Raw genomic sequence first — 12,902 nt, forward strand, 5'->3', positions numbered from 1 at the left:
CAGGAATGTGCTAACATTCTCTGCCTGTTAACTGCCACTGCTGCCAATTAAATGAAATTTCCTGGTAAACGTAAGTCCAAACACTATTTTCCGGTGAACGCCCGCGATCCGCTCTTGCAGCAGGCTCAGCCCGAAAATGAAGTCAGCACCTCTTATGTCGTCGGTATTGACCAGACGCTGGTGGATATCGAAGCCAAAGTGGACGACAGCTTCGTCCAGCGCTATGGCCTGAGTCTGGGACATTCTCTGGTGATCGAGGATGACGTCGCCGAGGCGCTGTATCAGGAATTGATCGACAACAATTTAATCACCCATCAGTTTGCCGGCGGTACCATTGGCAATACTTTGCACAACTATTCCGTGCTGGCGGATGACCGTTCGGTGCTGCTTGGCGTGATGTGCAGCAACATCAAGATTGGCAGCTACGCCTACCGCTATCTGTGCAATACCTCCAGCCGTACCGATCTTAACCACCTGCAGGCGGTTGACGGTGCCATTGGGCGCTGCTTCACGCTGATCGGTGAAAGCGGTGAGCGTACCTTCGCCATTAGCCCTGGGCAGATGAACCAACTGCGTCCGGAAAGCGTGAAGGAAGAGGTGATTGCCGGTGCCTCGGCATTGGTGCTGACGTCCTATCTGGTGCGTTGCAAGGAAGGTGAACCGATGCCGGCGGCTACCATGCAGGCGATCGAGTTTGCCAAAAAGCACGATGTGCCGGTGGTACTGACGCTCGGCACCAAGTACGTGATCGCCGACAATCCACAGTGGTGGCGCGACTTCCTGAAACAGCACGTTTCTATCCTGGCGATGAACGAAGATGAAGCGCTGGAACTGACCGGGCTGAGCGATCCGCTGACTGCTTCAGACATGGCGCTGGAGTGGGTCGATCTGGTGCTGTGCACCGCCGGGCCAAGCGGCCTGTATATGGCGGGCTACACCGAAGAGGCCAACAAGCGTGAAACTCAGCATCCGCTGTTGCCGGGGCATATCGCCGAATTCAACCGCTATGAGTTCAGCCGCGCGATGCGTCGTGAAAGCTGCGAAACCCCGTTCCGCATCTATTCGCACATTGCACCTTACATGGGTGGACCGGAAAAAATCATGAACACCAACGGTGCCGGTGATGGGGCGCTGTCAGCGCTGTTGCATGATATTGCCGCTAACGGTTTTCACCGCAATAACGTGCCGAACTCCAGCAAGCACGTTCGCAGTTACCTGACTTACTCCTCGTTGGCGCAGGTGTGTAAATACGCCAACCGTGTCAGCTATCAGGTGCTGAACCAGCATTCACCGCGTCTGACGCGCGGCTTGCCGGAACGGGAAGACAGTCTGGAAGAGTCTTACTGGGAACGGTAAAAAAACAAAAAGGTCCGGCGAGCCGGACCTTTCAGACTGATGACAAACCTCATTCCTGCCCAGAGCGAGTAGAGGTCGATAAATAAAAATCAGGAAAATCAATTTATTGATTTTCGGCTGCTCACCATAAAGCAGGAAAAACCACGCTTTTTCCTGCTTTGTCAGCAACCTAAAAGGTCCGGCGAGCCGGACCTTTTTTACATCGCTTGTCACATCAGATCGGGCAACCGCCCATTTTCTCTTCTTCAGTCAGTGTATCCAGCTTAAGGATATTCAGCATGCTGTTGGCGATTTCCCGTTCACCCATCACCACCTGATCCGCCCCGCGATCAGAGATATACGACACTTCATCATCGTAGTGCGCCCGGGCGATAATCTCGATGTTCGGCCGCTTGGTTCGTGCAGAGGCTACGATCTCACCGGCTTCGTAACCGTTGGGGATGGTCAACAGCAGCCAGCGTGCGCAGTCCAGCCGTGCCAGATCCATCACTTCCGGATTGGCGGCGTTGCCCAGCACCGTTTTAATGCCCTGTTCACGCAATGCTTCCACCCGTGGCCGTGAGTTTTCGATCACCACCAGCGGAATACCGGCTTCGGCCAGCTTGGTCCCCAACAGGCTGCCGACGCGGCCAAAGCCAACCACCAACGCGTGGTTACACATATCGACAGGGATCTGCTTCTCGTCCTCTACCGCTTCTTCCAGGATTTGGTCTTCTATGGTCTCGGTCTTGGCCAGATAACGTTCGAGCAGGGTGAACAGCAGTGGGTTAAGCATGATCGACAAAATAGCTCCTGCCAGCACCAGATTGCGACCATGCTCCGACATCATGCCCAGCGTGATCCCGAGCCCTGCCAGGATGAAGGCAAACTCGCCAATCTGCGCCAGGCTGGCGGAGATGGTCAGCGCGGTACGTTTGGAGTGGCCGAACATTTTTACCAGCAGGAATGCGGCCGCAGATTTGCCGAACACGATAATCGCCAGCGTTGCCAGCACCGCCAGAGGCTCGTTGATCAGGATCATCGGATCAAACAGCATGCCGACCGAGACAAAGAACAGCACGGCGAAGGCATCGCGCAGCGGTAAGGTGTCGTGGGCCGCTCGATGGCTCAGCTCAGACTCATTGAGCACCATACCGGCAAAGAATGCCCCCAGGGCAAAGGAAACATCGAACAGCTTCACCGCGCCGTAGGCAATGCCGAGTGCCAATGCCAACACGGCCAGGGTAAAGAGTTCACGTGAGCCGGTACTGGCGGTTTTCGCAAGGATCCACGGCACCAGGCGACGGCCAACCACAATCATCAGCGCGATAAAGGCGATGACTTTACCAATGGTCACTGCCAACTCAATCAGTAACTGGCCGCTGCTGGCGTTGTTATTGCCCAGCATATTGCCGAATGCCGGCAGCAATACCAGCGTCAGCACCATCGCCAAGTCTTCTACGATCAGCCAGCCGATGGCGATTTGCCCACGCTGGCTATCAATCAACTGACGTTCTTCCAGCGCACGCAGCAACACCACGGTACTGGCGGTGGATAGGCAAAGTCCGAACACCAGACCGGAAATCAAATCCCAGCCGAGCAGTTTCGATAGCCCCATACCCAGCAAGGTGGCCACGGCAATCTGGGCCACGGCACCGGGAATGGCGATATGTTTTACTGCGAGGAGGTCTTTAAGAGAGAAGTGGAGGCCAACACCAAACATCAACAAAATCACGCCGATTTCCGCCAGTTCCGGAGCCAGCGAGGTGTCGGCAACAAAACCGGGGGTAAAAGGGCCGGCGAGCACGCCTGCGGCAAGGTACCCGACCAGCGGGGAGATGCGAAGGCGATTGGCCAGCATACCGAGGAGGAAGGCGAGGACCAAGCCTCCGACAATGGTGGTGATTAACGGTGTTGAATTATGCATCCAGACTCCTTCTAGCTATGCATGGCAGCAGAGGGGAAACGCAACATAGTTACGAAAAGACACATTTAGTTTATTGCATTTGTTCGCGACGTGCTTGGCTAAATATAGCTATTTTGCGAAAAAGCAGAGGATTCCACTTTTGGAATGCCAATGAGGAGATTTAACACTTAATAAGTCAAAGGATATGGGTTTGTGTGGGGGATGACCCGGTTTGGCGATAAACTCAAACCGGGACTACAGCAGGGTTATTGTGAGTTATGGTCCATATTGGGCAGCAATGCGGTAATAATGCCGATTAGTGGCAGGAAAGCACAGATTTGATAAACCAGTTCGATACTGGTCAAATCTGCGACATAACCAAGAACCGCCGCACCTAATCCCCCCATGCCAAAAGCAAAACCGAAGAATAAACCGGAAACCATACCCACTTTTCCTGGGATCAGTTCCTGAGCGTAAACCAGAATGGCAGAAAACGCCGAAGCGAGTATTACCCCTATAAATACCGTTAAAATACCGGTCCAATACAGAGATGCATAGGGTAAAACAAGCGTAAATGGCGCAGCACCAAGAATGGAACCCCAAATAACACGCTTTCGACCTATCTTGTCGCCAAGAGGCCCACCAATAATGGTACCTGCGGCTACAGCGAACAGAAATGCAAACAGGTGAAATTGCGCGTTTTGCACTGAAACACCGAACTTGTGCATCAGATAAAAGGTGTAATAACTGCTAATGCTGGCCAGATAGAAGTATTTGGAGAAAATGAGCACCAGCAGGATGCTGATGGCATAGGTAACCGTACGTTTCGGCAGCGGTTTCACCAAAGAGGCCGTTTTAGGCTGGCCTTTTGTTGCCCGATGCTGCTGTTGATACCATTTACTGACCTGCAATAGCACCACAATCGCCAGCAGCGCTGCCAGGGAGAACCAGGCGACGTTACCCTTGCCATAAGGCGCGATAATCAGCGCCGCCAGTAGAGGCCCGAGGGAACTGCCAAAGTTACCGCCGACCTGGAACAGTGACTGCGCCAGGCCATGTCGGCCACCGGAAGCCATCCGCGCTACACGGGAGGATTCAGGATGGAATACCGAAGAGCCGGTACCGACCAATGCCGCCGCCAACAGCACCAGCGGGAAGGTATTGGCCACGGACAGCAACAGCAGCCCGCACAGGGTAAACCCCATGCCGATGGGCAGCGAATACGGCTTCGGATGTTTATCCGTGTAGTAGCCGATCAGCGGCTGCAATAAGGACGCCGTGAGCTGGTAGGTCAGAGTAATCATACCGATCTGCACGAAGCTGAGGCTGAAGTCAGCCTGCAGGATCGGGTAAATCGCCAGAATCAGCGATTGAATCATGTCGTTGAGCAGGTGAGAGACGCTGATGGCACCGAGAATGGAGAAAGCAGTCCTTTTAACCGCACTGCCCTTGGCCGGTGGCAGGGCGGTTTCGCTACGGTCGGTCATTTTATTATTAGCCTGGTAAGTTTTAGAGGAAAGAGCAGATATCTTAGGCAATTTGTTCAAAATTTACCATATCCGACATAATTTGATGCATATCGCAAAAATTTGAAATTTGTTACCTTTGTTTCGCGCTACAATTTCGTCAACCTCTAAAAAAACAGTTAATTATCATATGGAGTTCCGCCATGCGCTTTTCGTTAAAGACCACCGCATGCGCTTTGGCCGTGTCCCTGACTTTCCTGTCGGGAGCCGCCAGCGCCTGGGAAAAGGATAAGACCTACGACATCACTATTCTGCACACCAACGATCACCACGGCCATTTCTGGCAGAACGACCACGGTGAATATGGTCTGGGCGCACAAAAAACGCTGGTGGACAGCATTCGCCAAGAGGTCGCTGCCAAGGGCGGTAGCCTGTTACTGCTTTCGGGTGGTGATATTAATACCGGCGTGCCGGAATCCGATTTGCAGGATGCCGAGCCGGACTTCCGTGGTATGAATCTGGTGGGCTATGACGCGATGGCGATCGGCAACCATGAATTCGACAATCCGCTCAGCGTATTGCGCCAGCAGGAAAAGTGGGCCACTTTCCCACTGCTTTCGGCCAACATTTATCAGAAAAGCACCCAGCAGCGTCTGTTCAAGCCTTATGCCTTGTTCGACAAGCAGGGCATCAAAATTGCGGTGATCGGCCTGACCACCGATGACACTTCCAAGATTGGCAACCCGGAATATTTCACCGACATCGAGTTCCACGTGCCGGCGCAGGAAGCCAAACAGGTCGTAGAGCAACTGCGTAAGGACGAGAAGCCTGACGTGATCATCGCCGCGACCCATATGGGCCATTACGATGATGGTAACCACGGCTCTAACGCACCCGGTGATGTCGAAATGGCGCGCAGCCTGCCTGCCGGTTATCTGGACATGATCGTCGGTGGCCACTCGCAGGATCCGGTCTGTATGGCTGGTGAAAACCACAAGCAGGTGGATTATGTTCCGGGCACCCCGTGCTCGCCGGATCGTCAGAACGGTACCTGGATCGTGCAGGCGCACGAGTGGGGCAAGTATGTCGGCCGTGCCGATTTCCAGTTCCGTAACGGTGAACTGAAGCTGGTGCATTATCAGCTGATCCCGGTCAATCTGAAGAAGAAGGTGGAGAAAGCCGACGGCACCAGCGAGCGCGTGTATTACACCCAGCAAATCGCGGAAGATGCGTCGATGATGAAACTACTGACGCCATTCCAGGAAAAGGGCAAGGCGCAGTTGGACGTGAAAATTGGCAGCGTTAATGGCAAGCTGGAAGGCGATCGCAGTAAGGTGCGCTTTGTTCAAACCAACCTGTCACGCGTTCTGCTGGCAGCACAGATGGAACGTGCCGAGGCCGACTTTGCCGTAATGAGTGGGGGCGGGGTACGTGACTCGATTGAAGCTGGTAACATTACCTATAAAAACGTGTTGAAGGTACAGCCGTTTGGCAACACGCTGGTCTACGTCGAAATGAAAGGCAGCGAGGTGGAGAAATACCTGGCGACGGTGGCTAATATGAAAGTGGATTCCGGTGCCTATGCACAGTTTGCCAACGTCAGCCTGACGGCGGACGGCAAGCAGGGCGTCAGCAATGTCAAAATCAAAGGCGAACCGTTGCAGGTGGATAAAACTTACCGTATGGCCACGCTGAACTTCAATGCGCTGGGCGGTGACGGCTATCCGAAGCTGGATACTTTGCCAAGCTACGTCAACACCGGCTTTATCGATGCCGAAGTCCTGAAACAGTACATTGAGAAGCACTCACCGCTGGATGCGGCGGCCTATGAGCCGAAGGGCGAGATTGTTTATCAGTAAGTCGTCAGCGGGGGAGGCGTAAGTCTCCCCCTATCGATTCAGTCGCGCTTGGCGATATCGGCGAAGCTGCCGGTCAGCAGCCGACAAAGATCCTCTGCCGCCAGCTCAATGTCCAACCCGCGTTTGCCGCCGGAGACGTAAATGGTGGCGAACTGCTGTGCCGGGCTGTCAATCACCGTCGGCAGGCGCTTTTTTTGCCCCAGTGGGCTAATGCCGCCCACCAGATAACCGGTGACGCGCTGTGCCAGCAACGGATCGGCCATTTCGGCCTTTTTAGCCCCCAGGGCGCGGGCAACCTTCTTCAAATCCAATTGGCTGGCAACCGGTGTGACGGCCACCGCCAGATGTTTGGCATCGCCATTCAACGCCACCAGCAGCGTTTTATAGACGCGGTCGGCATCCAGTCCAAGCTTCTTCACCGCTTCATCCCCGAAATTGGTTTCGGCACTGTCATGATGATAGGGATGAAGAGTAAAGGCGATTTTTTGTTTCTCTAGCAGGATCACTGCGGGCGTCATGTGTTTTCCTATTTCTCCCGCTGCTCAAGGTTGCAACGGGATGCAACAAAATTACAAAAATATAATGGTAACAGCAACCTGAGCAATGCCAGCGTAAAGCGGGTTGCCAAGATGTTCACTCGGTTGCTACCCTGTGTACTGTAACCGTTAACACGGTTGCTATGCGTATAACTACAATACAAGAAATTCCTCTTTGACTGGCCAGTAGCGATATTGGCCACTTTTTTACTGCCCCCGCAGCATCGCCGGCAGATTATCCTCGCCGTACAGATGCAGCGCACCCACCGCTACCACATAGTTACCGGCCGGTAACGCCTCCAGTTTTTGTCGCCAGTCGTGGTTGCGCTGATGCATCAGCACGTCGTAAAGATCGGCACTGAAAGTGGCGGGCAGGGTTTCCAGCATACCGCTGGGTTTCGCGTCCAGCCACCAGCTCACCATGGTTTGCAGCAGTCGTGCGTTGGTATGCCAGTGTTCCAGCGTATCACGCAGCAGGGCCATGCCTCCTTCGGGTAACTGCTCCAGCATCGCCATTTGCTGCTCCGCACCTTCCAGTTCGATCACCTTTTTATGCTGTGTTCTGGCAGCTTGCAGCAGTTGATAATCCACCCCGTATTCGGCACGCAACCCCAAACGCTGCGCCTGGCGGGCCTGCATCATTAGCGCCACCTGCCAGCCGGGCAGGGTGGAAAAGGTTTCCGCATCGGCGCCCAGTTCCTGACACAGCGTCAGTAACTGCTGAAACTCGGGTTTAGAGAGCCGTTGCTCAAGTTCCGTTTGCTGTTCGATATGGTCAAAGGGGGAGGCTGCGCCGGTAATATCGGCTTCCACAATCAAGGCATCTGCCTGCTTCAGGCGTGCGGCCAGTTTGGCCGGCAACGGCGACATATCTACCGTACCCATATGAATGCTGCCGACCAGATGGAACTGACGATCGCCAGGCAGTCGAATATCCAGCGCCGGGTAGGCGTAGCTCATGGGAGAGATCAGACCGAGAAAGGCGGCGATGCGGCGTAACAGTTGACCCATACGGCGTGGCTCCTGAATAACTTGTTCGCCTTTCAGCTTGAAAGGTGAGAGGTGTAATACTTACCCCATGCTAAACGCTATCAGGCAGACAAGAAAGTCTGAAGAGTGAAGGAATTATCCCAAAGGAAATGGGGCGCGATGATGTGCGCCCCGTGATCTTGGCTCAGACGATGGGGGTTAGGCCAGGGTGGCTTGATAACCGGCTTCTTCTACTGCCTTAATCAGCGTTTGTGGCGCGATATCGCCAGTCACTTTGGCGCTATCAAGGGCGACTTCCACGGCGGTAACGCCAGGCACAGCCTCTAAAGCTTTACGTGTGCTGCCAACACAATGCATGCAGGTCAGCCCCTGCAATGCCAGTACGGTAATTTGTGACATGGTTCGATTCCTCTCAAGAACGGTGTTTAAAGGTTGACCGCTTTACCTGTTTTCACTAAGAATAAAGGATAAACCTTCCAGCAAGGGGAAGGTCAAGGAGTGAAAATGAATATCAGCGACGTAGCGAAAAAAACCGGTTTAACCAGCAAGGCCATTCGCTTTTATGAAGAGAAAGGGCTTGTGACTGCGCCGATCCGTACCGACAACGGCTATCGCAGCTACAGTCCGAAGCACATCGAAGAACTGACACTGCTGCGCCAGGCACGGCAGGTGGGATTTAATCTGGATGAATGTCGTGAGCTGGTGGCGCTGTTTAACGATCCGGCCCGTCACAGTGCCGATGTGAAAGCGCGTACGCTGCAAAAAGTGGCGGACATTGAAAAGCACATCGCCGAACTCGGTGAGATGCGCCAGCGTTTGGTGACGCTGGCGGATCAATGTCCGGGTGATGACGGAGCCGAATGTCCGATCATTAACAATCTGGCGGGCTGTTGCCATAACCATTAACGGGGAATGGCGCGGATCACCAGAGTTATGCCTTCAACGGCAATGACTTCTACCTCTGTGCCCATCGGCAGATCTTCACTGGCCTGTGCGCGCCAGCTGCTGTCGCCGATGTTAATGCGGCCCATACCGTTGTGCATGGGTTCGGTCAGCGTAGCGCGGGTGCCAATCAACTGACGATTGCGTTGGTTCAGCACCTGCGAACCGCTGGACGCTGCGGCCGGACGCTGGCGTAGCCAGTACCACCACAGGTAGGCCACCACCACGGTCAGTACGGCAAAAATCACCCCCTGCCACTCCCAGGCCAGCTGCGGCAGCAGCCAGACGATGGCGCCGACCACCACCGCCGATACGCCACTCCATAGCAGGTAGCCGCTGGCACCGAGCATTTCTGCTGCCAGCAGCAGCCCGCCGAGGGAAAGCCAAAACCAGTGCGGGTTTGCTGCAATTTGTTCGAGCATGATTACTTGCCTTTGTTGTCTTTCAACAGTTCGGTAATGCCACCAATGGAACCGAGCAGGCTGCTGGCGTCCAGCGGCATCATGATGACTTTACTGTTGTTGGCAGAGCCGATTTTTTGCAGCGCATCGGTGTACTTCTGCGCCACAAAGTAGTTCACCGCCTGGATATTACCGCTGGCGATAGCGTCAGAAACCAGTTGTGTGGCTCGCGCTTCCGCTTCAGCGGCACGTTCACGGGCTTCGGCCTGCAGGAACGCCGACTGACGTTCACCTTCCGCCTTGAGGATTTGTGACTGTTTGTCGCCTTCGGCACGCAGGATGGCGGCCTGACGCACACCTTCGGCTTCCAGAATATCTGCACGCTTGGTTCGCTCGGCCTTCATCTGGGCGTTCATTGCCGAGACTAACTCTGCCGGTGGGCGTACGTCACGGATCTCGATACGGGTGATTTTAATGCCCCACGGATTGGTGGCTTCGTCGACGATATGCAGCAGGCGGCTGTTGATGCTGTCACGCTGCGAGAGAATTTCGTCCAGCTCCATGGAGCCAAGCACGGTACGGAAGTTGGTCATGGTCAGGTTGACGATCGCCAGTTCCAGATTGCTGACCTCATAAGCTGCGCGTGCCGGATCGACGACCTGGATAAAACACACCGCATCGATGGCTACGTTGGCGTTGTCGCGCGAGATAATTTCCTGCGAGGGAATATCCAGCACCTGTTCCATCATATTAATTTTTCTGCCGATGCGGTCCATAAACGGCACCACCAGGTTAAGGCCGGGCATCAACGTTTTGGTGTAGCGGCCGAAGCGTTCCACCGTCCATTGGAAGCCCTGCGGAACAATTTTGACGCCGGCGAATACGATGATCAGCGCGACGACAATCACGATGGGAATAAGGGTAAACATGGCAAACCTCCTGTCAGACATATGTAAACAGATATTACGCCAGCTACAGGGCAAAGACTAATAAATCAGGGGCGTTGGGCCATTAACATTCCAAATTGGCATGTTTCCAATAATTTTAATTCATTTCATGACGTTGTCCGTCTTGGCTAGAGTAAAAAACATTGCCGCTTTTCACTTCGAATATTTGTCATTTTTATTTGCGACTATGCTTTTTGAAATGACATTTCTCCAAGGATTGTTATGGACTCAATCAGTGTTGATGAACTCGCCCCAAAAAAAGATCGTTGGTATCGCATTGTGGAGGAATTGCTGTCCGCTGCCGGTATTGCCATCAATGGCAACCGTGCCTGCGATATCAAGGTACGCAACCCGGCGTTGTTTAAACGCATTTTGCAGGAGGGTTCGCTGGGGTTCGGCGAAAGTTACATGGACGGCTGGTGGGACTGCGAGCGGTTGGACGCACTATTCACCCGCGTCTTGCAGGCCGGCGTTGATGAACGCTTGCCAAAAAACCTGAGCGACATTGCGCGCATCGCCTATACCCGGTTGTTCAATCTTCAGTCACGCAAACGCGCCTGGCAGGTGGGCAAAGAGCATTACGATATCGGCAACGATCTGTTCCGTGCAATGCTCGATCCCTATATGCAATATTCCTGCGGTTACTGGAAAGAGGCCGAAACGCTGGAGCAGGCTCAGTTGGCCAAGCTGAAAATGCTGTGCGAAAAGCTGCAGTTGAAACCGGGCATGTCGTTGCTGGATATCGGCTGTGGCTGGGGTGGGCTGGCGCAGTATGCGGCGGAAAACTACGGCGTAACAGTGCACGGTGTGACCATTTCGGCCGAGCAGCAAAAACTGGCGCAGGAGCGCTGTGCAGGTCTTGACGTCGAAATCCTTCTACAGGATTACCGTGACCTGAACCGCCAGTTTGATCGTATTGTTTCTGTTGGCATGTTTGAACACGTGGGGCCGAAAAACTACGACACTTACTTCCGTGTTGCAGCGCGTAATCTTAAGCCCGATGGTTTGTTCCTGCTGCACACCATTGGTGCCAACCAAACTAATCTTCACGTCGATGCCTGGATAAACAAGTATATCTTCCCCAATGGCTGTCTGCCTTCGGTGCGCCATATTGCCGAAGCCAGCGAAGGGCGCTTTGTGATGGAGGATTGGCACAATATCGGCGCCGATTACGATCGCACGCTGATGGCCTGGTATGAGAATTTCAAACAGGCGTGGCCGATGCTGTCTGAGGGCTATTCTGAACGTTTTGAACGTATGTTCACCTATTACCTGAACGCCTGTGCGGGGGCATTCCGCTCGCGTGATATTCAGTTATGGCAGGTGTTGTTCAGCCCGAAAGGTGTGGAAGGCGGTGTGCGGGTTTACCGCTAATATCCTCGTCATATTTCAAGCTGCCTCGGCGTTGGCTGCGTTTGCTCACCCCAGTCACTTACTTGAGTAAGCTCCTGGGGACTTACAAACTTGCCGCCTTGATGCAACTCGAACTATTTAGAGGATATTTCCTCAATTATTTACTTTGAGATAGAGACCCAATGGATTTCCAGTTGCATCTAGGCGGCAAACGCGAGAAACCCCAGGAGCTTAGATAACTAAGTGACTGGGGTTCGAACGTGAAGCCAACAACGATGCGGCTGGAAAGACGAAGGGTATATCAGTAGAGCAGAGAATACAGCTGGCGGCGGTATTTGGCGGCCAGCGCGTCGCCGGTGCCCAGTGCGGCCAGAATATCCATCAGTGTTTTACGCGCGCTGCCGTTGGCGGCGGCGAGATCTTTCTTCAGATGCCCGATCAACAGCTCCAGCGCTTCTTCATTGCGCCCAACCTGATGCAGTTGCAGCGCCAGTTGCACGGCTAAGTCGACGTTCTCCGGCTGCTGCTCCACTTGCTGTTGCAACAGCTGAATTTCCGGCGTGTCGGCAGCCTGTTTCAGCAGTTCAATCTGCGCCATCAGGCCCTGATAACGGGTATCTTTATCCTGCAACGGAATGGTCGCCAGCACGGCTTCGGCATCTTCGGTACGGTTCAACGCGATCTGGGTTTCTGCCAGTGTCAAACCGATATCACTGCGTTGCTGGCTGGCTTGCCAGGCGTCTTTCAACAGCGGCAGCGCTTCTGCCGCATTGCCTTCGGCCAACAGCTCGGTCGCCTGCGCCAGTTTCAGATCTTCTTCCTTTGGTAGGAAGCGCTGCAGGAATTCACGGATCATTTCTTCCGGCTGGGGGCCCTGGAAACCGTCTACCGGCTGACCATCTTTGAACAGATATACCGTCGGCAGCGAACGCAGGCCGAACTGAGCGGCGATGGCCTGTTCGGTGTCACAATCCACTTTTGCCAGCAGGAACTGACCGGCATATTCTGCCGCCAGCTTATCGAGAATCGGGGTGAGTTGCAGACAGTGTTGGCTGCGATCCGACCAGAAGTAGAACACCACCGGCATGGACATTGACTGTTCCAGCGTCTGGTGCAGGTTTGTTTCGTTAATATCAACAACAGCTTGAGCTAGCATGTAATTTTCTC

The 12,902-nt window shown here is 54.0% G+C and carries 11 protein-coding genes and 1 pseudogene; 4 read left to right on the forward strand and 8 right to left on the reverse strand.

Going from position 1 to position 12,902, the window contains the following annotated elements:
• The first annotated feature begins 51 nt into the window (after positions 1-51).
• The gene (locus tag ACUTQ5_RS01225; RefSeq protein WP_261090298.1) at positions 52-1,356 is read left to right on the forward strand and encodes an inosine/guanosine kinase; all 1,305 of its coding nucleotides are present in this window, start codon (positions 52-54) and stop codon (positions 1,354-1,356) included.
• Between the two features lie 214 nt (positions 1,357-1,570).
• Here the strand turns inward: ACUTQ5_RS01225 and ybaL are convergent, their stop codons facing one another.
• Complete coding sequence (ybaL, locus tag ACUTQ5_RS01230; protein ID WP_445649752.1) at positions 1,571-3,262, reverse strand: YbaL family putative K(+) efflux transporter; 1,692 nt, start codon at positions 3,260-3,262, stop codon at positions 1,571-1,573.
• Between the two features lie 245 nt (positions 3,263-3,507).
• Positions 3,508-4,728: an MFS transporter gene (locus ACUTQ5_RS01235; RefSeq protein ID WP_445649753.1), complete on the reverse strand. Its 1,221-nt coding sequence runs from the start codon at positions 4,726-4,728 to the stop codon at positions 3,508-3,510.
• 182 nt (positions 4,729-4,910) lie between these two features.
• Here ACUTQ5_RS01235 and ushA point away from each other — a divergent pair, with 182 nt between their 5' ends.
• Positions 4,911-6,566 carry a bifunctional UDP-sugar hydrolase/5'-nucleotidase UshA gene (gene ushA, locus ACUTQ5_RS01240; RefSeq protein ID WP_445649754.1) on the forward strand — a complete coding sequence of 552 codons (1,656 nt, stop codon included), beginning with the start codon at positions 4,911-4,913 and terminating at the stop codon, positions 6,564-6,566.
• 38 nt (positions 6,567-6,604) lie between these two features.
• Here ushA and ybaK read toward each other — a convergent pair whose 3' ends face one another.
• From ybaK to ACUTQ5_RS01255, 3 genes and pseudogenes are all read right to left on the reverse strand, one after another.
• Positions 6,605-7,084: a Cys-tRNA(Pro)/Cys-tRNA(Cys) deacylase YbaK gene (gene ybaK / locus ACUTQ5_RS01245; RefSeq protein ID WP_445649755.1), complete on the reverse strand. Its 480-nt coding sequence runs from the start codon at positions 7,082-7,084 to the stop codon at positions 6,605-6,607.
• Between the two features lie 225 nt (positions 7,085-7,309).
• Complete coding sequence (locus ACUTQ5_RS01250; RefSeq protein ID WP_445649756.1) at positions 7,310-8,113, reverse strand: TraB/GumN family protein; 804 nt, start codon at positions 8,111-8,113, stop codon at positions 7,310-7,312.
• Between the two features lie 180 nt (positions 8,114-8,293).
• Positions 8,294-8,491: pseudogene (locus ACUTQ5_RS01255) on the reverse strand (cation transporter); the annotation flags it as partial.
• Between the two features lie 105 nt (positions 8,492-8,596).
• On the opposite strand from ACUTQ5_RS01255, the gene cueR reads away from it, so the two are divergent.
• Positions 8,597-8,998 (forward strand): Cu(I)-responsive transcriptional regulator, encoded by a 402-nt coding sequence (cueR, locus tag ACUTQ5_RS01260; RefSeq protein ID WP_445649757.1) that lies wholly within the window; start codon positions 8,597-8,599, stop codon positions 8,996-8,998.
• Here cueR and ACUTQ5_RS01265 read toward each other — a convergent pair.
• The gene (locus ACUTQ5_RS01265; protein ID WP_445649758.1) at positions 8,995-9,456 is read right to left on the reverse strand and encodes an NfeD family protein; all 462 of its coding nucleotides are present in this window, start codon (positions 9,454-9,456) and stop codon (positions 8,995-8,997) included. The two genes, cueR and ACUTQ5_RS01265, sit on opposite strands and share 4 nt — an antisense overlap.
• A 2-nt stretch (positions 9,457-9,458) precedes the next feature.
• Positions 9,459-10,364, reverse strand: coding sequence for an SPFH domain-containing protein (locus ACUTQ5_RS01270; RefSeq protein ID WP_445649759.1), 906 nt, complete (start codon positions 10,362-10,364; stop codon positions 9,459-9,461).
• Between the two features lie 240 nt (positions 10,365-10,604).
• Here ACUTQ5_RS01270 and cfa point away from each other — a divergent pair, with 240 nt between their 5' ends.
• Complete coding sequence (cfa, locus tag ACUTQ5_RS01275) at positions 10,605-11,756, forward strand: cyclopropane fatty acyl phospholipid synthase (RefSeq protein WP_445649760.1); 1,152 nt, start codon at positions 10,605-10,607, stop codon at positions 11,754-11,756.
• A 280-nt stretch (positions 11,757-12,036) separates the two neighbouring features.
• Here the strand turns inward: cfa and ACUTQ5_RS01280 are convergent, their stop codons facing one another.
• Complete coding sequence (locus ACUTQ5_RS01280; protein ID WP_409327254.1) at positions 12,037-12,891, reverse strand: co-chaperone YbbN; 855 nt, start codon at positions 12,889-12,891, stop codon at positions 12,037-12,039.
• Between the last annotated feature and the right edge of the window lie 11 nt (positions 12,892-12,902).

The sequence above is a fragment of the Serratia sp. NA_112.1 genome, from assembly GCF_052691715.1.